At 45.1% G+C, this 20,239-nt stretch carries 16 protein-coding genes; 5 read left to right on the forward strand and 11 right to left on the reverse strand.

The features are described from left to right. The first annotated feature begins 112 nt into the window (after positions 1-112). From A5295_RS03240 to rpiA, 4 genes are all read left to right on the forward strand, one after another. A complete protein-coding gene (locus A5295_RS03240) occupies positions 113-1,213 on the forward strand; it encodes a diacylglycerol kinase family protein (RefSeq protein ID WP_064621686.1) in 1,101 nt (366 codons plus the stop codon). Between the two features lie 30 nt (positions 1,214-1,243). Then, positions 1,244-2,917: a phosphoglucomutase (alpha-D-glucose-1,6-bisphosphate-dependent) gene (pgm, locus tag A5295_RS03245; RefSeq protein WP_004125604.1), complete on the forward strand. Its 1,674-nt coding sequence runs from the start codon at positions 1,244-1,246 to the stop codon at positions 2,915-2,917. A gap of 35 nt (positions 2,918-2,952) precedes the next feature. Next, positions 2,953-4,050: a ribonuclease H gene (locus A5295_RS03250; RefSeq protein ID WP_064621687.1), complete on the forward strand. Its 1,098-nt coding sequence runs from the start codon at positions 2,953-2,955 to the stop codon at positions 4,048-4,050. Between the two features lie 604 nt (positions 4,051-4,654). Further along, positions 4,655-5,353, forward strand: a complete 699-nt coding sequence (gene rpiA / locus A5295_RS03255; protein WP_004110197.1) for a ribose-5-phosphate isomerase RpiA — start codon at positions 4,655-4,657, stop codon at positions 5,351-5,353. A gap of 699 nt (positions 5,354-6,052) precedes the next feature. On the opposite strand, the gene A5295_RS06170 is transcribed toward rpiA, so the two are convergent. Together A5295_RS06170 and A5295_RS03265 are read right to left on the reverse strand one after the other, a co-directional pair. Further along, on the reverse strand, positions 6,053-6,142 hold the full coding sequence (locus A5295_RS06170) for an AURKAIP1/COX24 domain-containing protein (RefSeq protein WP_004268639.1): 90 nt from the start codon (positions 6,140-6,142) through the stop codon (positions 6,053-6,055). Between the two features lie 105 nt (positions 6,143-6,247). Beyond that, on the reverse strand, positions 6,248-6,904 hold the full coding sequence (locus tag A5295_RS03265; protein ID WP_004109607.1) for a hypothetical protein: 657 nt from the start codon (positions 6,902-6,904) through the stop codon (positions 6,248-6,250). A gap of 107 nt (positions 6,905-7,011) precedes the next feature. Between A5295_RS03265 and radA the strand changes: the two genes are divergently transcribed. Continuing rightward, positions 7,012-8,499 carry a DNA repair protein RadA gene (gene radA / locus A5295_RS03270; RefSeq protein ID WP_064621689.1) on the forward strand — a complete coding sequence of 496 codons (1,488 nt, stop codon included), beginning with the start codon at positions 7,012-7,014 and terminating at the stop codon, positions 8,497-8,499. A gap of 28 nt (positions 8,500-8,527) precedes the next feature. On the opposite strand, the gene A5295_RS03275 is transcribed toward radA, so the two are convergent. The 9 genes from A5295_RS03275 to nusA form a co-directional block, all read right to left on the reverse strand. Next, positions 8,528-9,085: a cysteine hydrolase gene (locus tag A5295_RS03275; RefSeq protein WP_064621690.1), complete on the reverse strand. Its 558-nt coding sequence runs from the start codon at positions 9,083-9,085 to the stop codon at positions 8,528-8,530. A 42-nt stretch (positions 9,086-9,127) separates the two neighbouring features. After that, positions 9,128-10,636 carry a cytosine permease gene (locus A5295_RS03280; protein ID WP_064621691.1) on the reverse strand — a complete coding sequence of 503 codons (1,509 nt, stop codon included), beginning with the start codon at positions 10,634-10,636 and terminating at the stop codon, positions 9,128-9,130. A gap of 75 nt (positions 10,637-10,711) precedes the next feature. Next, on the reverse strand, positions 10,712-11,836 hold the full coding sequence (locus A5295_RS03285) for a PfkB family carbohydrate kinase (protein ID WP_064621692.1): 1,125 nt from the start codon (positions 11,834-11,836) through the stop codon (positions 10,712-10,714). A gap of 18 nt (positions 11,837-11,854) precedes the next feature. Continuing rightward, a complete protein-coding gene (locus A5295_RS03290) occupies positions 11,855-12,889 on the reverse strand; it encodes an ADP-ribosylglycohydrolase family protein (RefSeq protein ID WP_064621693.1) in 1,035 nt (344 codons plus the stop codon). 22 nt (positions 12,890-12,911) lie between these two features. Further along, positions 12,912-14,156, reverse strand: coding sequence for a riboflavin kinase (locus A5295_RS03295; protein ID WP_064621694.1), 1,245 nt, complete (start codon positions 14,154-14,156; stop codon positions 12,912-12,914). 61 nt (positions 14,157-14,217) lie between these two features. After that, on the reverse strand, positions 14,218-15,321 hold the full coding sequence (gene truB, locus A5295_RS03300; RefSeq protein WP_064621695.1) for a tRNA pseudouridine(55) synthase TruB: 1,104 nt from the start codon (positions 15,319-15,321) through the stop codon (positions 14,218-14,220). 48 nt (positions 15,322-15,369) lie between these two features. Beyond that, entirely contained in the window at positions 15,370-15,924 is a 555-nt protein-coding gene (gene rbfA / locus A5295_RS03305) for a 30S ribosome-binding factor RbfA (RefSeq protein WP_004109626.1), read from the reverse strand. A gap of 2 nt (positions 15,925-15,926) precedes the next feature. Then, complete coding sequence (gene infB / locus A5295_RS03310; RefSeq protein WP_064621696.1) at positions 15,927-18,791, reverse strand: translation initiation factor IF-2; 2,865 nt, start codon at positions 18,789-18,791, stop codon at positions 15,927-15,929. A gap of 318 nt (positions 18,792-19,109) precedes the next feature. Then, positions 19,110-20,192: a transcription termination factor NusA gene (gene nusA / locus A5295_RS03315; RefSeq protein WP_004109632.1), complete on the reverse strand. Its 1,083-nt coding sequence runs from the start codon at positions 20,190-20,192 to the stop codon at positions 19,110-19,112. Positions 20,193-20,239 lie beyond the last annotated feature (47 nt).

The following is a 20,239-nucleotide window of genomic DNA, read 5'->3' on the forward strand; positions in this document are numbered from 1 at the left end:
ACGATATTCATAAAAACAATACATACTATACAAATGTGTAAAAAACGTAAATATTCGCAATATGCCGCAAAATTTAGTATTGTAGAAAAAATAATGTGCAAGAATAGGAGGTATGCCAACTATGCCTATTCAAGCGACTATTGCTCTTATGATGATTGTATTCGCGCTTGTACTCGCTCCATTCGTCATCATGATTGTTTCGCGCGCTTTAAAACGTCATCATTTGGCAGAAAAACTTGCTCAACGACATGGCGACTCAGTGCATTACGCATTCATACTTAATCCTTCAAAACCACAAGCGGAATCATATCGCGAAAATATTAAAAATTATTGCAAAGAACGCAATTTAACCTACGAAATTATTGATACACAGTTAGATAAAGATGGACGCGAATGCGCTTTAGAAGCACTTTCAAACGGAGCTAACGTAGTAGTAGCAGTAGGCGGAGATGGCACGGTTCGTACTGTTGCGAGCGCAGTAAGCGGTAAAGGTCATGCGATGGGAATTATTCCTATTGGAACTGGCAATCTTTTTGCTAGAAATATGGGAATTCCAGTAAACGACGTGGATGCTGCGTTGCGTGTTGCAACTTCTCACGGTTCTAGGAAGGTTGACGTTGGGCGCGTAACGATTCTCGACAATCCAGAAGAAGATCATGGACACGCATTCTTAATTATTGCAGGCATTGGTTTTGACGCTTTAATGATTGACGACACTGATCCAAACTTAAAAAAGAATATTAGTTGGCTTGCTTATTTTGTCTCTGGCGTAAAGCATTTGTTTATGCCAAAATATCGCGCAACCGTTACCTTACAGCGTTCGAATGGCGACGAAAGTGTGCTAAAAGGATTGACTTTCCGCACACTTATGGCTGGAAATTGCGGTCAAATTCCTATGTTTTCGCTTATGCCAGAAGCAGCGTACGACGATGGTGTGCTTGATTTTGAGATTATTGACACTTCCGGCGGTTTAATTGGTTGGGCTAATTTGTTCCGAGGAGTAATACACCAAACGCTAACAGGGCGCGCGCTACAGCAGGATTCGCTTTCTGCAGGCTCGAGAATTGACCAAATGCAAGGTTTTAGTGCAGAAGTGCAATTAGAAAAATCTGCTCCAGTGCAAGTAGACGGCGACATTTTGGGCTATACGAAACATTTGCGCTTCACTGTTGACAAGCAAGCATTGTGCGTAAGAGTGCCAAAAAATAAATAAAATACAAGCACCGTGGCAAAATAAAAAATTATGGTAGCAAAAAATGCGGGAATGCCCGCCACCCCAGAAGATCTAGTCGACGTCGACGCTTTGGTTGGCGCTTACTATGATGAAGTTCCAAATTCCAACATTCCAGAACAGCGCGTGATTTTCGGCACGTCCGGTCACCGTGGTTCTGCTTTGAAAACTTCGTTTAACGAAGCTCATATTGTGGCTATTACGCAAGCTATTGCTGAATATCGCAAGAAAGCTGGCGTAACTGGCCCTCTTTATATTGGTCGCGATACGCACGCTCTTTCTGAGCCTGCTCAAAAAACCGCTATTGAGGTTTTGGTTGCTAACGGAGTTCACGTTCGCGTGGATTCTCGCGGCGATTTCGTGCCAACTCCTGTTGTTTCTCAAGCTATTTTGACGCATAATCGCGCAGCCGACGGCACTCAGCGTTTTAGCGGCGACGGCTTGGCTGACGGCATTGTCGTCACTCCTTCACACAACCCACCAACCGACGGTGGTTTTAAGTACGATCCTGTAACAGGCGGTCCTGCCCCTGCAGATGTAACTAACGCAATTGCAGCTCGAGCAAATGAATTGCTCGACAACTACAAGTCTGTAAAGCGCGTACCTTTCGAGGAAGCAATCAAGTCTGATTTGGTTGAAGGATTCGATTACCGCGAACACTACGTTAGCGATTTGGCTAATGTAATCGATTTTGATGTGATTCGCTCTAGCGGCGTACGTTTGGGAATTGACCCACTCGGCGGCGCAAGTGTAAACTACTGGCCACTTATGAACGAAAAGTATGGCTTGAACATCGGCGTTGTGCGTCCAGAAGTTGATCCAACTTGGCGATTCATGACTATTGACCACGATGGCAAGATTCGTATGGATCCAAGCTCCCCTTACGCAATGAAGGGCTTAGTTGATCAGCTTAACGCTGGCGCTTGGGATAAGTACGATTTGGTTGGCGGCACCGATCCAGATGCTGACCGTCACGGTATTGTGTGCCCGAACTGGGGCGTTATGAACCCGAACCATTACATCGCGGTGTGCGTGGAGTACTTGTTCGGCGGTGCTCGCCCGGATTGGCCAAAGAATACTGCTATCGGCAAGACGCTTGTGTCTTCTTCCTTGATTGACCGCGTAGCTGCTTCTATTAACGCAAAGCTTGTGGAAGTTCCAGTTGGATTCAAGTGGTTCGTTGACCCACTCTTTAGCGGCGAAGTTGCTTTCGGCGGCGAGGAAAGCTCCGGCATGAGCTTCTTGCGCAAAGATGGTCGCGTGTGGACCACCGATAAGGATGGCTTGATTCCTGATTTGCTCGCTGCGGAAATTACTGCAAAGACTGGCAAGAACCCAGCTCAGCTTCACCAGGATCAGGTTGCTCGCTTTGGCGAAAGCTGGTATAAGCGCGTCGATACCCCAACAACACTTGAGCAAAAGCAGAAGTTTGCAGCTTTGAGCGGCAACGACGTTGAAGCAACTAAGCTTGCTGGTGAGGATATTACCGCAAAGCTTACGGAAGCTCCTGGAAACGGCGCAAAGATTGGTGGCTTGAAGGTGACGACGAAGAACAACTGGTTCGCTGCTCGCCCATCTGGTACCGAGAATATTTACAAGGTTTACGCAGAATCCTTCGTTTCTCCAGAAGCACTTGACAAGGTGCTTGAGGAAGCTACTGCTGTAGTCGACAAGGCTTTAGCGTAACGTAATAATCTTGCGTAAATAAAGAAATCTACTAATTGCGCTGGTTGCAATCTGCAGCCGGCGCATTTTTGAAAGGTTTTGTCATGATTGTTGTTTCAACAGACGGTTCCGCGCTCGGAAACCCGAATGGTTCAATGGGTTGGGCGTGGGCAGATCACATTGACGAGTCTGGTAGCTCTAACGAACATCATCACACAGGCAATGCAGATGCTGGAGGCGCAACTAATGGCACAAATCAAATTGGCGAATTATGCGCGGTTTTAGAAGCTTTACGAGCACATCCTGGAAGAGAGCCGCTCACAATCGAAAGTGATTCACAATACGCTATTAACTGCGCAACTACGTGGATTCACGGATGGAAAAAGAACGGTTGGAAAAACTCTAAAAATGAACCTGTTAAAAATGCCGAGCTGATTCGAGCAATCGACGCGGAAATTACTAAGCGCGAAGGCGCCGTAAAATTCGTGTGGGTTAAGGGTCACGCAGGAAACGAAGGAAACGAAAAAGTTGATACATTAGCGCGCGGATATGCGGAAGATTGCCGAAATGGTTTGAAGGACGGATACTTGCCTTTAGAAGGCTGGAAGTCGCTTCTTGCTTCTGAATATGCAAAAGGTACGAATGTGCCAAGTGATGCGAAAATGCTTTTAGACGGCAAAATTTCTCATGCAAAATACCATCTTGAACGCACAGTTGGCGAAGATATTAATCCTGATTTTTCTGCACAAAATAGTAAAAACACTAGTGATCTAACTGAATCTGCAAATGAATCAGCGCGCGAACAAGCGCGTGAAACAAAGCGTGAAACGTTAGAAAATAGCGAAAAAGATGCACTATCAATAGAAAATGAACAAGATGCACACCAGCAAGATGCACACCAGCAAGACGCTATAACTATTGTTCAAGAAGTTCCAAAAACAAAGCAAAATGTTACGCAAACTGCATCTAAACCAGTTCAAGGATTAAGTGTTTCTGGCGTGCTGCAATTTACTCCACCACCAAACACAAGCCCAAGTTTTAACGGCGAGGCGCGCTTTATTTCCGGCACAATCAACGTAAACGGCTACGTAGAACCAGACGGCACCTTGCATTTATCTCCAACCGCCTTCTACCTAAATCAAGCAGGCAAATGAACCATAGCTTATTTTTACAATTCGTTTAGTGTGGTGTTTGGCTGGCGGATTTCTGAAGTGGCTGTGTGAGATAGGAATTACTTGTCTCGCAGCGCTCCGCTCTTATACCTTATTTGAGCTTAGCGGTTGCATAGTTAAGTTTAGTTTTTTACTTACTTTTTCTGCAAAAATAGTATTCATCAACAAGATTATTACTATCGTTCCGCTTTTATATTGCTCGACCAAGCAATTCCTATCTCCCACTACTAATAAAACCGCTAGCGTTCTGTGGTGTGGTATGAGTGCCTGGTGTGGCACATGCAGTAGCAATGACGCTAGTGTTCTCTAAGCAATAAATACTCAACGTCTGCAGAGCGCAACTGCAAAACTTCATGAACGTGCAAGCATCCAAGCAGTACAAAAAATCTCAAATCTCTACCACACGAATATCCCGTGAATGAATGAAGGCACAATTAAAATGCACATAGCCCTAAAAATCTGCACGCAGACTAATATGGAAATGTACGAAAATGAGGCACGCATAAAAACACAAAGCCTCTCCCGCAAATAGCGATGGAAGTTCATCGGCGAACTCGGGAATAACAAAAACAAGAAAGCAGGGATAATGGATAAAGCACAACAAGATGCGCTTAAAAAAGCAGCAGGCATTGAAGCCGCAAAGATTGTAAAGAATGGAATGATGGTTGGCCTTGGCACCGGCTCTACAGTGCGCTTCTTGGTTGACGAGCTTGGCCGCAGAGTTCAGGAAGAAGGCTTGAGCTTTACGGGAGTTACCACTTCTCGTCGCACACAAGAGCAAGCAGAAGGCTACGGCATTAAGATTCTCGACATTAACGAAGTGGATCACATTGACGTTACAATCGACGGCTCCGACGAAGTTGACAAGAATTTCAACGGAATTAAAGGCGGCGGCGCAGCTCTTCTTTGGGAAAAGATTGTGGCTATTAACTCTGACCGCATTGTGTGGATTGTTGACGCAAGCAAGGTAGTCGACACGATTGGCAAGTTCCCACTTCCTGTTGAGGTGATTCCATTCGGCTCCGCGCAAGTGATTCGTAAGTTCGAAAAGCGCGGATATAAGCCAGTTTTGCGTCTTGATGCAGACGGCAAAGAAGTTCGCACCGACGAGAACAACTTCGTGGTTGATTTGCATATGGAGCGCATTGAGCATCCACAGGAGTTGGCGAAGGATTTGATTGAAACTGTTGGCGTTGTGGAACACGGCTTGTTCTTGAACATGGTTGACACCGTGATCGTCGGCGATCCTAACGGCCCTCGCACGCTTACCAACCCAAATAAGTAGCGAAACTAAGCGAAAAGTAGAGTCCGTAAACATGGGCTCTACTTTTTTATTACTGTTGCGCGAGTTTTTGTTTGGTGTGGCGCGAGTTTTGGGGGATTTCTCTCCTCGCATGCGCTACGACCTGCTTGAGCGCAGCATTGTGCGCGCGAAAGCAACTCGGAGCGTGAGCTTGCGTTGAAAGCACGGTGTGCTTTCAACGCAAGCTCAGTAGCGAGCGCACCTAGACCGCGCGAGCGTTCCTTCGGGCGCTTTATTCTTAAACGTTTTTTAACGATACGCTCGCGTTTTATTACGCTCGCTTGCGAAACTCGCGTTGGAAGTCCACTGGACTTCCAACTTAAGCGAGTTTCCGCATTGAAGTGCCTCCGCGCGCTACGCTTTAAGCGCTCCGGCAAGTCAATGCGCCCAGTCCTCTTTTAGTGCTCGTAGAGAAATCCCCCAAACTCTGCGTGTTTAATCGTTAATAACCGTGCCTTATCGCAGAGATTTTTCGATTTTTCTTCTTCGCTTGGCGAATCAGCAGCCTGCGGCTCTGACGTTCGCCGCGCTCAGTGCGAAAAATCTCAAATCTCTACCACACGAATATTTGCAAGACAATCCGCGAAATATATAAATAAATAAAAAGCGCCGGAAAACCGACGCTTCAAAAAGTCTTACGTGCCTAAACGTTCAGACACGCATCAACGCATAGCAAGAAAATTACTTGCGCTGGTGACGAGTCTTACGCAGCAGTTTGCGGTGCTTCTTCTTGCTCATCCGCTTGCGGCGCTTCTTGATGACAGAACCCATCTGAAGCCTCCATTCCTATGTAAAGTGTGCAACTTGCCTAATGTTACACCGTTTTAACGACTTTGTGGAGTGATATTACAAAGAACATCATTTTTTTACAACAATTTACATTGGGAATCTGTGATAAAAACGCTCTACTGCTTGCTTTGCGCCGTTCACTTCAAAAACAGCGGTATCGTTCTGCCACAATGCACTAGCCTGTGATTTATCATTTTCATCATTTCGCAACACATAGCTACCGGAAGTCTTGCCAGAAACTTGAATTTTTCCACTTGCGATATCAGAACCCTTAAGTCCATCAACTAACGCTTCATACTGCTTGTTCGCAGAATCGCGATTCGACCATTGAGCAACAGTTACAGACACTTCCCCATCTGGCTGACCAGTTGAGTACTTAACAGAATATTCCTCCAAAGGCGACGATTCAGTCCAAGTTGCACTAGGTATAGCGTCAACACGAGCGAAATCAAGTACGCTATCTGGCATAGCCTTAAGCAATGCCGTAGAAGATGCTGGCAAAGGTTTCGATGGTATAGAAGGCGTTTTAGGCATTACCATATGATTTTTGCTCGCAACATTTTCGTGATTCAATGCCCAACCTGGCCACATAAATGCTGAAATCAGAGCCAAAACCACAATTACTGCAGCTGAAGTCAACACAACTAATAACTTGCTGTGTGATGAATTATTGACACTTGAAGAATTCATATTCAACGCACCCATCTTTGAAGCATTCATACTTGAAGCATTCGATTTCGACATACTTGCATTATGTCACATCGCGATGACGCTTTTAGTACGCAAAAGTGCTTTACAATCAAAAACAAATACAAAATATGATTGTCTAATAAAGCGTATAGCGTCAAGATATGGCTAGTAAATCTACTCTTCACTATTTATGCTCTGAATGCGGTTGGAGCGGCTCAAAATGGTACGGTCGCTGCCCTGAATGTGGCGAATGGGGCACAGTGAACGAGTTTAGAGAAGCGCGAGTTAGCGGATTATCTCGTACAACACGTACACCGCGCGCAACAACAGCATCGCGCGCATATTCACCAGATAGCATAACTACTTCTAATCGCAATATCGCACATTCAACTCTCGATTCAGCAACATCCGCGCAACCAATTAGCGAAATTCAAGCAGACGACGCAATGCGCATCCACACTGGTTTTAGCGAATTCGATCGCGTATTAGGCGGAGGACTTGTGCCAGGCTCCGTAACTCTTATAGCAGGAGAGCCAGGTATCGGAAAATCAACACTACTTCTAAAAACAGCAGCTTACGTATCTAAGCAATCAAAAGAAAGCAACACTCCCCCGGTATTGTATATTTCCGGCGAGGAATCAGCAGCGCAAGTTAAATTGCGCGCGTCTAGAATTAACGCTGTAAACGATTATTTATTACTTGCAACAACAGGCGATCTTGACACTGTACTAGATCTTATTGAAACGCATCACCCTACGCTTGCTATTGTCGATTCTGCACAAACGATTTCCGCACAAGAAGTAGATGGTATTACAGGCGGTTCTACACAAGTTAGAGAAGTTGCGAGCGCACTTATAGATGTTGCTAAAGCTAACAATATTCCGATACTTTTAGTTGGTCACGTTACAAAAGATGGTTCAATAGCAGGACCGCGGACGCTTGAGCATTTAGTCGACACAGTATGCCAATTTGAGGGCGATACACAAACAGCACTACGCATGCTAAGAGCTGTAAAGAATCGCTTTGGACCTACAGACGAAGTTGGCTGCTTCGATATGAGCGGTGAAGGAATTGAGGAAGTGCCAGATCCTTCCGGACTGTTTTTGTCTTCTACAGAAAACGATAATCAAGGTAAAAAGGCGCAAGATGGCACAAACGACGGAACTTGCGTAACTTTTACACTTGAAGGACACAGAAGCCTGCCGATTGAAATACAAGCACTTGTAACGCAATCAGCTCTGCCCACTCCTCGCCGTGCAGTTTCTGGTGTTGATTCTAACCGTCTTGCAATGCTTACAGCAGTTTTGTATCGTCACGGACGCGTTAATTTACTTGCAAAAGATTTGTACGTATCTACTATTGCAGGAGCATTGGCAAAAGAACCGTCTTGCGACTTGGCAATCGTAGCAGCTTTAGCTAGCGCTGCTGCCGGGAAAGCAGTAACTCCTAAAACTTGCGCAATTGGCGAGATGAGCTTAACTGGTCAAGTTCGCCCAGTGCCAAGAATAGAGCCGCGATTGCGTGAGGCTGCGCGAATAGGATATAAGCGCGCAATAGTTTGCCATATGCGGAAAAGCGTTAGTATTCCAGGATTAGAAATTATTGAAGTTAGCACAGTGCGAGAAGCATTAAAAGCACTTGGGCTATAAGCTAAGCAAATGCCCAAGTGCTACTACTTTAAAGAATTTCGCTTGTGCTGCACACTGTTATAAGCGGCGTAAAAAGCTCCATAGTTTTAAGAGCTAGCTTATGATTTTCTGGCGTGCTTCCTGCACAAGCATCTTCTGCGATACGCACAGCAACGCCATTATCTGCTGCAGCTAAAGCGGTTGTTAGTACGCAACAATCTGTTGCGACTCCGCAAATTGTTATTTTGTGACATTCGCCTAATGCAGCTTTAAGCTTCGTACCCCACTTTCCAAAAGTTTCGCAAGTAACTACAGTGTGACCTTCCGCAAGTTCTGCTGTTTCTGGAGTGAAGTCATACATTGGGTCGTCAGGTTTTACGAGGAATTGTGGCCAATCTTTAAAATAGTCAACCCAAGCGTTTTCTGGCTTAAGCGGTGCTACATAGCGCGTGTAAATTACTCGATTACCATAGGCTTTTGCAAGTTTTGTAAAAGCTTCGGTTGTTGAATCGTAAGTGTGATCTGCGCACGCCCAAGTCGACCACTCACTTTCGCAAAAAACGCGCTGTCTGTCGATTACCACTAACCATTCGTCTTCTTTAATCATTTGAATATCCTTTCATACGAATATCCTTTTTCATTTTTATTTTTATTCTGCAATTTCGCTTGTCTGCAAACCTACTTCGCTTGTTGGCAAATCCGCTTCTTGCTTAGCAATATCTTTACGCTGGAAAATTAAAGAGCCAATTAAGCCGATTAGTAGCGCAACTATTACGCCCAAGTTTGCACCAGCCCAGCTACTTGATTTTCCGCCAACAAACCAAAGCAAATAACCTTGCCATGTAAGCCATTTCGCTGCAGAGTTTACGACCAAACCCCATCCAACAATCGTTCCAACGCAAAGAATTGCAAAAGCTTTAACATTCCAAGCACCGTAGCGACCTTCCGGCTTATACAAGTCCTCAGTGCAATAATCTTTTTTGCGAACAAGCACATCCGTAGTAAACATTCCAGCCCAAACAGCCATCGGCACTCCCAAAGTCGTTAAGAAGCCTTGGAATGGTCCAATAAATGTGTCGGAGAAGAACGTGACATAAACAACGCCAAGAGTAGTTAGAATTGCAGTAATAATTGCTGCAACAGTTCGAGGAATACGTATTCCAAAAGATAGCAACGCAAGACCGTTTGAATAATTGTCCATAATTGCTCCAGACATAAGTCCTAGAACCGCTACAATCGTGTACGGAATCAAATACCACGCTGGCAAGATTGCAGCAATTGCTCCAATCGGGTCGTTTCCAACGTTTTGAGCTAATTTCATATTAGAAGCTGCGAGTAGAAGACCGTAGAAAATTAGGAACACGTTTGCAATTGACGCTCCAAAAGTAGTCCAAAAAACGATTCCGCTATTTGAAGATTTTCTAGGCAAGTATCTAGAGTAATCAGCCGCAACATTAACCCAGCCTATGCCGAAGCCAGTCATAACGAAGAAGCAGCAACCGAGCATTGCAGGAAGAGATCCGTTTGGAATTTGACCAATCGCAGCAAAGTTTATGTGTCCCCAACCTAGTACGAAGAATCCAAGAGTGATTATTCCCGTTACAATTGTTATAACTTGCTGGCACTTCATAATTAAGTCGTAGCCGTAAATTCCAACAATTACAATTAATCCAACTACGATGATTGTGCTCACGATTTTAACACTCGTACCACTACCCCAGCCGATCTTTTCTGCGGCTGTTGCCATTGCAAGAACGGCAGTTATTGCTAGAGAAATCTCCCATCCGAGCGTTGCAATCCAACTTAATGCTGCTGGAATGTTTGCTCCACGTACGCCGAACGTTGCGCGAGTCAATACCATTGTTGGAGCGTTTCCGCGTTTGCCGGCTATTGAGATTACCCCAACCAGCAAGAATGATACGATTACGCCGATTATTGTCATTAATGTTGCTTGCCAGAAGGATATTGCAAAACCTAATGCCCACGCTCCGTACGACATGGCAAATACTGAAATATTTGCTGCAAACCACGGCCAGAATAAGCTTGCCGGCGTTCCTTTACGCTCGCTTTCACTGATTGTATCTATGCCTTGTTCCTCAATACTTAAGGAACTTTGGGTTTGTTGAGCTTTAGCTTCATCTACTTTAACTTTACTCATTGTTTCACCTAGTTTCTTTTTTAGGTTGATTTGCTTGTCTTTGCACAACGTAAGAAAAGTTAACAAATGTTGGTGTTAATAAACATTTGTTTTAATAAAATCTTCTATCTCCTTTTTCGTAGGGCACGTTGCAGGCCCGTATTTGGTAACAGCAATAGCAGCTGCAGCATTCGCGCATAAAACAGCCTGCTTAAGCGTCATTTTGTAGCCTATGCAAGCCGCAAGTACGCCAGTATGCGCATCTCCAGCTCCATTTGTATCTACTGCTTTTACTTGAAAACCTTTAATATGCTCGGCTTCTTTGCCTAAATCACACACCCAAGCTCCGCAAGATCCTGCATGAACGATGAGCGGAGCTTTTAACACACGCTGTAAACGCTCGATTTTGTATTTTGTAAGTTGATTATTAGTTGCGCAAATAGCATCTTCACTAGCACCTTCGCTAGCTACTTCGCTAACACCGTCACTAGCACATTCGTTGCATTTAGCATCATTCCAAGCGTTAAGCCTTTTTGCTAAAATCTCAGCTTCTCTAGCATTACACAACCAAATTGGCACGTAGTCAATCAAGGCTTTTAAATCTTCATCTGAAATATTTGCAATCATTGGCGACGCATCAAAAATCGCTGTAAACCGACGCTTGTGTTGATCAAAAGAACTCTCTAAAGCACTACTACTTAAACCGCACAAACCGCTTGTTCTTAGCATAAACCGCAAAAGCGCACGTTTTATAGGACTCACAAACGTGTATCCACTAATGTACACAACATCTTGCGGATTTGGGTTTACTAAGTCAAAAGCGTGCTCATCACCACTAGTTTCCGCACCTTTAGTAGATACAAAAGTTCGCTCCGCACTTGCGTCCGTAAAAGCTACGCAAAATCCAGAATCAAGCATGGAATTTTTTGTGCCAATATGCGAAATACGTGCTTCGTTTAAAGCTTTAGAAATAATATTTGCAAAATATCCTTCACCCAAAACACCAGCCCATTGCGCTTTAGCTCCCATTTGACTTGCAGCAAACAGCATGTTGTAACTCGCCCCAGCGCTCATACTATACGAGTTTGCAAATATGTCTTCACCAGGCTTAGGAACAGAGCTAACTTTCATAGTTACATCTACAATAATTTGACCGAGTGAGATTACTCTAGGCGCAATCAAACTTGCTTTATTGCTCAAGTTTAGGTTTGATCCACCCATTGTAATCGCCTCTGAAAGCTATTGCGCAGAATTTTCTCTAATTAGACACAAATCATACACTGTATTTTCTACGTCGTAGCAGTGATCGACTCGCAAATTCTCTAAAACACGTTCTCGTATTTTTTCATCGAATACTTGCAACCCATACTGTGAGCCCAACATCGCAGAGCACATTGCAGCAATCGTATCAGTATCTCCGCCAATCGATGCTGCAAAACACGCAGCTTTGGTTGGTTCATTCGCAAAGCGAGTTGCAATTGCGAAAGCTGCAGCTACGGATTCATTAGCTTCAACACTTGTACCACAATCATTTTGCAACATTTCAGCAAAATCATCGTCACTTACAGATAAGCAACTCAACTCCTCAGCTTTTTTAGTGAAAAATTCGACCCTACTTATAACGCTTGCTTTTGCGCTCCAATTGCCATACTTTGGAAGCGATTTTACGAATTTTATTGCTTCTTTAAGCGGATTCTCACAACCTTCAATACCTAAACTTACTGCCGCAGCAATAAGAGTTGTAGATTCAATTCCTTGAGTCGTATTGTGAGTAATTAAGCATGATTTTCTGGCTGCATTAGTGAGAGATTCACCTGGTTTGAAAGCAATGCCAATTGGCGTCGCACGCATTGCACCACCATTAGTTGTGCCAAGTTTGCCTGTTTCTTCAGGACTTACTCCATTTACAAGCGCTTTTAAAGCTGACTTAGTTGACGGTCCTAGCAAATCCAAGGAACCTTTTTCGCGCATTGCATCTTCCCAATCTAAAAGATTTTGCGCATACTTGTTGTTGTCAATATTGCCATTATCTGCGATTATGCGTTCAGCAAGTAAAAAAGCTTGCTCCGTATCATCAGTTACGGAACCTGCTTTCATATTTGGCGCGATTGGCTGCTGACTTACAGCATCCATTAACCTTGTAATTGGACCGCCATAAAAACGGCGTATGCTTTGAGCACTCATGCTTTGAGTTGGCATTCCAAGCGCATCGCCTATAGCAAGACCGGTAATAGCACCAAGTGCACGATTGTATGTTTCACCTTGCTTAATCAAAACTGAACAAACGCTCTCAAACTTAGTATTCAGCCTCAGCGTCAGTAATTGCACGCACCTCTTCAACATTGGATTTAAGCATATTTTTTAGCTCATCAACCGAATCAAAAGTCTGCTGCGGGCGCAAGAAACTAGCAAACTCGATGCAAACACGATGCCCGTACAAGTCTTTCCAATCGTCGAACAATCCGTAAGCTTCAACAGTGCGCTCTGCATCTTCTTCGCCATCTTTATTGAATGTTGGCTTAGTTCCAATAGAAATCGCAGCAGGCCAACGCCACGGAGAATGAACGCCTAAATGAAGCTCGTCACGACGCAAAACACTCACATCTGGAACAGCATTTTTCGATGGTCTGACATCGTTCTTATTGTCAGCATCTAAATCAACAACCCATCCTGCATACACGCCATCAACTGGCACATAGCCTTCAATTTTTTCGCCAAGATTTACTGTTGGGAATCCAATCTCGCGCCCACGCTCGTCTCCATGAACTACTGTTCCTTCAACGCGATGCGGCTGATCCAAAATTTCACGCGCTTCTTTGACTCGACCAGTAGCCAACATCCAGCGCACATTTGTAGAACTCCAAGCACGCACTTTCTTATTTGGCATGCTCTTGCTCCAAGCACGATATTCAGCTTTATTCATGCCATCAGAAGGATCTTTAGGGTCTCCAGGCTCCTGTGGAACCTCACGAACAATAGGATCAGGCACGCGAACGTCGTCTGGACCCAAATCCTCTACTTCAATAAGCTCAAAAACTCCAGTTGCCTGAGACAACTCGCGAATTGCTTTGATATCACCAGCACGACGAGCACCAAGTGCAGCATCAGAGCCAAGAACTAATGCTCGCATACCAAGCTTTCCAACGAGCTGACCTAAGAAGAAACGGTATGATTTTGCAGCAAAAGCAAGACTGTAGCGCACAATCACAACATGATCAACATCCAACTGCGACATCACACGCAAACGTTGACGCACGCTTGTAAGAGCATCCGGATCGTCCGGAAGTTTAGAATTAACGTCGCCAAAATCATCGTATAAATCAGGATTAGCATGTACTACGCTTGGACGCGGGTCAAACATGATCACCACTGAAAACGCTCCATGACGATGCGCAAGATCCACAGTACGACGAATAACCTCGCGATGACCTTTGTGCATACCGTCGAATACGCCAATGGTAACAACCGCTTTACGCTCCGCACTTAACGTTGGCCAATTAATCATGCCGTTGGCATCTGGTCGAATGTCGATGACCTTCATGATATCCTTACTATCCGCGTTCAAGCATTACTCAAGCAAACTACGCAAATTACGCAATTCGTTATTTTAAATACTTATCTAGTTTACCAGTCTTCTCGCTTGCCGGAAATACCACAATTGGTTTGATTTGATTACTTTTTATATTTTTTGTCAATTCAACTACTGCAACAACGTCACATTCCGCAGTATTTGCGTTTGGAACGTACGCTATTGCAGGATAATTTTCGTAATTTATGCCAGATTTAAGCTCAATCCAGCGTCCAAAACGCAAGTCTTTAGCTTGATTTTCATCAATGCTTAAAGTTGGAAGCGAATGCGAAGCTGCATCCATCATATTTAAGCAAATTTTAGGAAGCATATTATTTGCGTCAAAATCGTCACCAGGAACTGCTTTTGAGCGATGCTGCAATACTCCATTGCGATCAGTAAATTCTCGCATTTGAGCGCGGAGTTTAAGAACACGCGAATCAGTAACTGAAAAATCACCAACGCTCGTGCGACGAAGCTGAGTAAGATGTCCACCAACTCCCAGTAAGCGACCTAAATCGCGAGCTAAAGCGCGAATATATGTTCCACTACTGCAAGAAACTTTTGCGGATATATCGCATACGAGTTTCCCACTCACTCCCCTAGTAATTCGAGGATTACTTACTGAAAAATCACTAACAAATATCTCTCGAGGAGCAATCTCTACTGATTTTCCTTCGCGCGCTAAATCATAAGCTCGTTGACCATTAATTTTAATAGCAGAAAAAGCAGTAGGAGCTTGCATAATTTTGCCTACTAAATTTTCGCTAACAACTTGCTTAATTCGCTCAAAAGACAGTGACTTTTCAAAAGACGTGTCGTCATTATCGACATGAACCCCCGGACCTATATTTAATGCATTATCCGGAAGAATCTCACCTTCTGCGTCATCAGTAGTAGTTGCTTCTCCTAAGCGGATTACTGCTTCATAGGTTTTATTGTGCCCCAACATATAATTTAAAAGTCGCGTTGCATTGCCAAAACCTATGATTAGCAATCCTGTTGCCATAGGATCAAGCGTTCCTGCGTGCCCAACTCGCTTTGTATGCAACAAATGACGAGCGCATGCAACAATATCGTGACTTGTAACGCCCTGAGGCTTATCTACAAGCAGTAATCCTGAATCTGGTATGCACATAAGTTAAATCTAGCTACTATACGATTCACATTGAGTTTGCTTTGAGATTTAATTGTTGTCAGACGATTCAGACGTGCCTTCAAAGTCGTCGCTTTCAAAGTCATCGTCGTCGTCAAAATCGTCGTCGTCGAAATTATCATCGTCAAAGTCATCGTCAGATTCTTCAACTTCGCGTGGCTTCTTATACGGATCGACATCGCCAGCATACTTAGCATTTTCACGCAATTTAGCTAATTCTTCATCACGATGACGAGCTGCAACAAGAATATCCTCAATTTCGTGCGCTTCAGATGGCACTTCGTCATAAATAAATTGCAATTGGGGAGTCAAACGCAATCCAGCTTTTGCACCGACCAAAGAGCGCAGTCGACCGTGAGCCTGCTGCAAAGCTTGTGCTGCACGCTGACGCTCACCCTGCTCTTTACCTTCGTGACCAAGTTGCGTCCAGTAAACCTTTGCAATTTGCAAATCGTTCGTAACGCGCACTTCCGTAATAGTCACACTCGCCAAACGCTTATCATGCAAATGCGATTCCATATTAGAAGCGATTACGCGCTGAATTAATGCTGCAATACGTGCAGCTCTAGGATTCGTTCCTGCCATAATTACTTGCGCTCAATCTGCTTCATTTCAAAGGTTTCGATTATATCGCCAAGCTCAATGTCATTGAAGCTGCCGAGATTAATACCAGCTTCGTAACCTTCGCTAACGGATTGCACGTCATCCTTAAACCTACGCAAGCTGGAAATCTCCAGGTCGTTGACTGTAGCAACGCCGTCGCGCAAAATACGGCACTTCGTACCGCGCTTGACTTCGCCATCTTGAACCATAACACCAGCAATATTGCCGAACTTGGAAGAACGGAAGATTTCGCGAATTTCGGAATGCGAAGTAACAACTTCTTCGAATTCTGGCTTAAGCATACCCTTCAAAGCAGCTTCGATATCTTCGATTGCCTTGTAAATAACTGAGTAGTACTTAACTTCCACGCCTTCACGGTCTGCCAAATCAGCAACTTGACGGTTTGGACGCACGTTGAAGCCAATAATCACAGCCTTATCGACAGTTGCCAAGTTCACATCATTCTGAGTAATTGCACCAACACCGCGGTGAATAACCTGGATGCCAACTTCCTCAGAGACCTCAATCTTCATCAAGGAATCTTCCAAAGCTTCAACAGAACCAGAAGAATCGCCCTTAATAACGATGTTCAGCATGTCAACTTCAGACTTAGCGAACTGTTCCTTAAGGCTTTCAAGAGACACAACCTTGCGGCGCTTAGCAAGCTGAGCTGCACGCTCTGTAGCTGCACGCTTTTCAGCAATTTGACGAGCAGAACGGTCGTCCGAAGTAACCAAGAACAGGTCGCCTGCGGTTGGAACAGAAGTTAAACCAAGCACCTGAACAGGAGTGGAAGGAGCCGCATCCTGCAAATGCTTGCCGTTCTCGTCAAGCATAGCGCGCACACGGCCATAAGAAGTGCCAGCAACAATAGAATCACCAATGTGAAGAGTACCTTGCTGCACAAGAACAGTAGCAACAGCACCACGACCCTTATCGAGTCGAGCTTCGATAGTTGCACCGCGAGCATCCATATTTGGATTTGCCTTAGGATCAAGCTCAGCGTCAGCAGTCAACAACACAGCTTCAAGAAGCTTATTGACGTTAGTGCCCTGCTTTGCAGAAATATCCACAAACATGGTGTCGCCGCCGTATTCTTCAGCAACTAAACCGTATTCTGTAAGCTGACCGCGAACCTTTTCAGGATTAGCACCTTCAACATCAATCTTGTTCACAGCCACAACAATTGGCACATGAGCAGCTTGAGCGTGGTTAATAGCTTCAACAGTCTGAGGCATTACGCCGTCGTCTGCTGCAACAACAAGAATTGCAACGTCTGTAAGCTCAGCACCGCGAGCACGCATAGCAGTAAACGCTTCGTGACCTGGAGTATCGAGGAACGTAATCTTACGAGGTTTTCCTTCAAGATTTACAGTTACTTGATAAGCACCGATACGCTGAGTAATGCCACCTGCTTCGCGATCGATAACATTCGACTTACGGATGGTATCAAGCAAGCGAGTTTTACCGTGATCGACGTGACCCATAACAGTAACAACAGGCGGACGAGATTGCAAATCGTCATCTTCTTGCAGCTCTTCTTCGTCCAAATCGATGTCAAACTGCTGCAAAAGCTCTTTATCTTCTTCTTCAGCAGAAACAATGCTGATATTCCAGCCGATTTCTTCACCCAAAATTTGGAATGTTGATTCATCCAAAGATTGTGTAGATGTTGCCATTTCTCCCAAGTGGAAGAGCACAGTTACCAAAGCTGCTGGATTTACATCAATCTTTTCCGCCAAATCAGAAAGAGTTGCGCCTTGACGCAAGCGAATCGTAGCGCCGTTACCAGAAGGAATACGCACGCCGCCAATCACTGGTGCTTTAAGCTCTTCGTATTCACGACGTTTCGCTAAACGATTCTTACGAGCCTTAGAAGATTTACCACCTTGACGACCGAATGCGCCTGCAGCTCCTGCACGACCGCGACCGCCGCCACGCGATGGACCACCATTAGGTGCGCCTGCTGCAGCAGCCTGGAAGCTAGCTCCTTGAGATGCAAAACGAGATTCTGCAGATGGGCGAGAAGATGCACCAGAGCCAGCACCTGCGCCACCTTGACCACGACGCTGACCCAACCACTGCGATGAGCGTGCGCCACCTTGACCAGAGCGGCCACCACGCGAGCGGCCACCGCGTTCTGCACGTTCACCACGCGAACCCTGAGGTCCAGAGCCAGCTTGACCTGGACGACCACCGCGGCCATTTTCAGCACCAGGACGAGACATCGGATGAGGACGTGGAATATCTCCAGGTGTAGGAGCACGCATACCTTGCTTACGGCTAAACGGATTATTACCAGGACGTGGAGCAGATGCGCCTGCACCTTGTGCATTCTGGTGCGGACGAGGGCGAGGAGGCATCTGTGAACGATCTGAGTGAGATTGACCTTGAGCTTGCTGTCGCGATTCGCCGCGATTATCACGATTATCATTGCGACGATCATTTTTTCTATTTTCGCCGGCAGCAGCATTAGAACGCGAAGGATTGTTTGAACGAGTATGATTTGCACCCGGCTTTGGAACAAAATGAGAAGCTGTGTTGTGCACAGGCTGGTTAGCAGAAGAGCCAGCTACAGAATCACTGTGTGACGAATCTTTAGCTTGAGGTTTAGCCTGCGGCTTAGCTTGAGACTTAGCTTTTGGCGCAGCAGGCTTACTTGCACTAGATGCCTTTTCGGACTTATTTCCGTCAGATGCTAACGCTGTTTGCAAACGACGAACTACTGGAGCCTCAACTGTTGAAGAAGCAGACTTAACAAATTCGCCCATGCTCTTCAAACGCTCCAACACGGTTTTACTGTCTACACCAAATTCTTTGGCCAGTTCATACACGCGCTTTTTAACCACTCAGTGTTCTCCTCTGTCTGTGGCAGCGCTAGTACACGCGACCACTTTACATTATTGCGAGCTTATTATTTATTATCGTGCGATATATCATCGTGCGACCATGATCTTATACCTCGTCTCCCGCCGGACGATGGCGATTGCCTTTCGCCCAGATTCCAGCTTTTAGCATACTCGAAACGTTGGATTGACTCGAGTGTCGCTAAATGCCACGCGAGAGACTACTTTATTTGCACACCACTAGCAAAATAAACAATCAAGAAGTGCTAAACATTGCGGAAATATCAATCTAAAAATATTTAGCACTTCTCAATTAACAATCTATTCAGCAGCAGATGCGTTATTATTCAAATCAGCTGAAGCAGGCTGAGCATTTTGTGCTTGAGCTGCAGCAACCTTCTTAGCATGCTCTTCCGCAGACTCAATACCAATCTTCCAACCAGTCAACTTTGCAGCCAAACGAGCGTTCTGACCTTCTTTACCAATAGCAAGAGAAAGCTGAGCATCATGAATAAAAGCAACTGCAGTTTGATTCTTTTCACTCACTACTTGCACTTGTGTAGCAGTAGCAGGCGAAAGAGCAGCAGCAACAAACTTTGCTGGATCAGACGACCAATCGACAATATCAATTTTCTCTTGACCCAAGTTTTCCATTACAGCACGCACGCGTGAACCGCCAGGACCAATTAAAGCACCCTTTGGATTCACACCTTCAGTATTAGCTCTAACAGCAATCTTTGTGCGAGCTCCGGCTTCACGTGCAATCGACATAATAGAAACTGCTCCAGAAACAAGTTCCGGCACTTCTCGCTCAAAAAGACGACGGACTAATTCAGGATGTGAACGTGAAACAACAATTTCCGGACCACGCAAACCACGAGCAACATTTACGACATATACGCGAATACGCTCACCATGGCGGTAACGTTCACCTGGAACCTGCTCGCGACGCGGCAAAATAGCTTCAACGTCTCCAACAGCAACGTGGATATTAGTGTTATCTTTTGCGTCTTGTTGAATAATGCCGTTAATAAGCTTTCCTTTTTGACCAGAAAACGCACCAAACACGCGATCATCTTCAGCTTTACGGAAAATTTGACTAATAACTTGACGAGCCGTTGCAGCAGCTAAACGACCAAAATCATGAGGAGTATCGTCATACTCCTCTCCCAGCGTTGGAGCTGGATACGGGTTATCTTCAGTAGGTTTACCAGGAATTTCATCCCTAGCCCACACAGTGAACGAACCTGCACGTTCGTCCAATTCAACTCGCACATGCTTTGCAGGATGAGCGGTTTTCATATACGCAAGACGCAAGGCCTCGGCGAGCGCCTCGTCCAGCTCCTCGGCATTAATCCCCTGCTGTGCCGCAAGCTGATGCATTCCCGCCAAATCCAATTCCATCGCGCACGTCCTCTCGTTATAACGCATTAATTTATGATTATTAATTG

The sequence above is a fragment of the Gardnerella sp. 26-12 genome (genome assembly GCF_001660745.1).
Taxonomy (GTDB): Bacteria; Actinomycetota; Actinomycetes; order Actinomycetales; family Bifidobacteriaceae; genus Bifidobacterium; species Bifidobacterium swidsinskii.

What these genes read in the sequence shown, in the direction of transcription:
- A5295_RS03280 (WP_064621691.1), bottom strand. Translation starts at nt 10,636, where the DNA reads ATGAGTAAAGTTAAAGTAGATGAAGCTAAAGCTCAACAAACCCAAAGT.
- radA (WP_064621689.1), top strand. Translation starts at nt 7,012, where the DNA reads ATGGCTAGTAAATCTACTCTTCACTATTTATGCTCTGAATGCGGTTGG.
- A5295_RS06170 (WP_004268639.1), bottom strand. Translation starts at nt 6,142, where the DNA reads ATGGGTTCTGTCATCAAGAAGCGCCGCAAGCGGATGAGCAAGAAGAAG.
- rpiA (WP_004110197.1), top strand. Translation starts at nt 4,655, where the DNA reads ATGGATAAAGCACAACAAGATGCGCTTAAAAAAGCAGCAGGCATTGAA.
- A5295_RS03285 (WP_064621692.1), bottom strand. Translation starts at nt 11,836, where the DNA reads ATGGGTGGATCAAACCTAAACTTGAGCAATAAAGCAAGTTTGATTGCG.
- pgm (WP_004125604.1), top strand. Translation starts at nt 1,244, where the DNA reads ATGGTAGCAAAAAATGCGGGAATGCCCGCCACCCCAGAAGATCTAGTC.
- A5295_RS03295 (WP_064621694.1), bottom strand. Translation starts at nt 14,156, where the DNA reads ATGAAGGTCATCGACATTCGACCAGATGCCAACGGCATGATTAATTGG.
- truB (WP_064621695.1), bottom strand. Translation starts at nt 15,321, where the DNA reads ATGTGCATACCAGATTCAGGATTACTGCTTGTAGATAAGCCTCAGGGC.
- rbfA (WP_004109626.1), bottom strand. Translation starts at nt 15,924, where the DNA reads ATGGCAGGAACGAATCCTAGAGCTGCACGTATTGCAGCATTAATTCAG.
- A5295_RS03265 (WP_004109607.1), bottom strand. Translation starts at nt 6,904, where the DNA reads ATGTCGAAATCGAATGCTTCAAGTATGAATGCTTCAAAGATGGGTGCG.
- nusA (WP_004109632.1), bottom strand. Translation starts at nt 20,192, where the DNA reads ATGGAATTGGATTTGGCGGGAATGCATCAGCTTGCGGCACAGCAGGGG.
- A5295_RS03240 (WP_064621686.1), top strand. Translation starts at nt 113, where the DNA reads ATGCCAACTATGCCTATTCAAGCGACTATTGCTCTTATGATGATTGTA.
- A5295_RS03275 (WP_064621690.1), bottom strand. Translation starts at nt 9,085, where the DNA reads ATGATTAAAGAAGACGAATGGTTAGTGGTAATCGACAGACAGCGCGTT.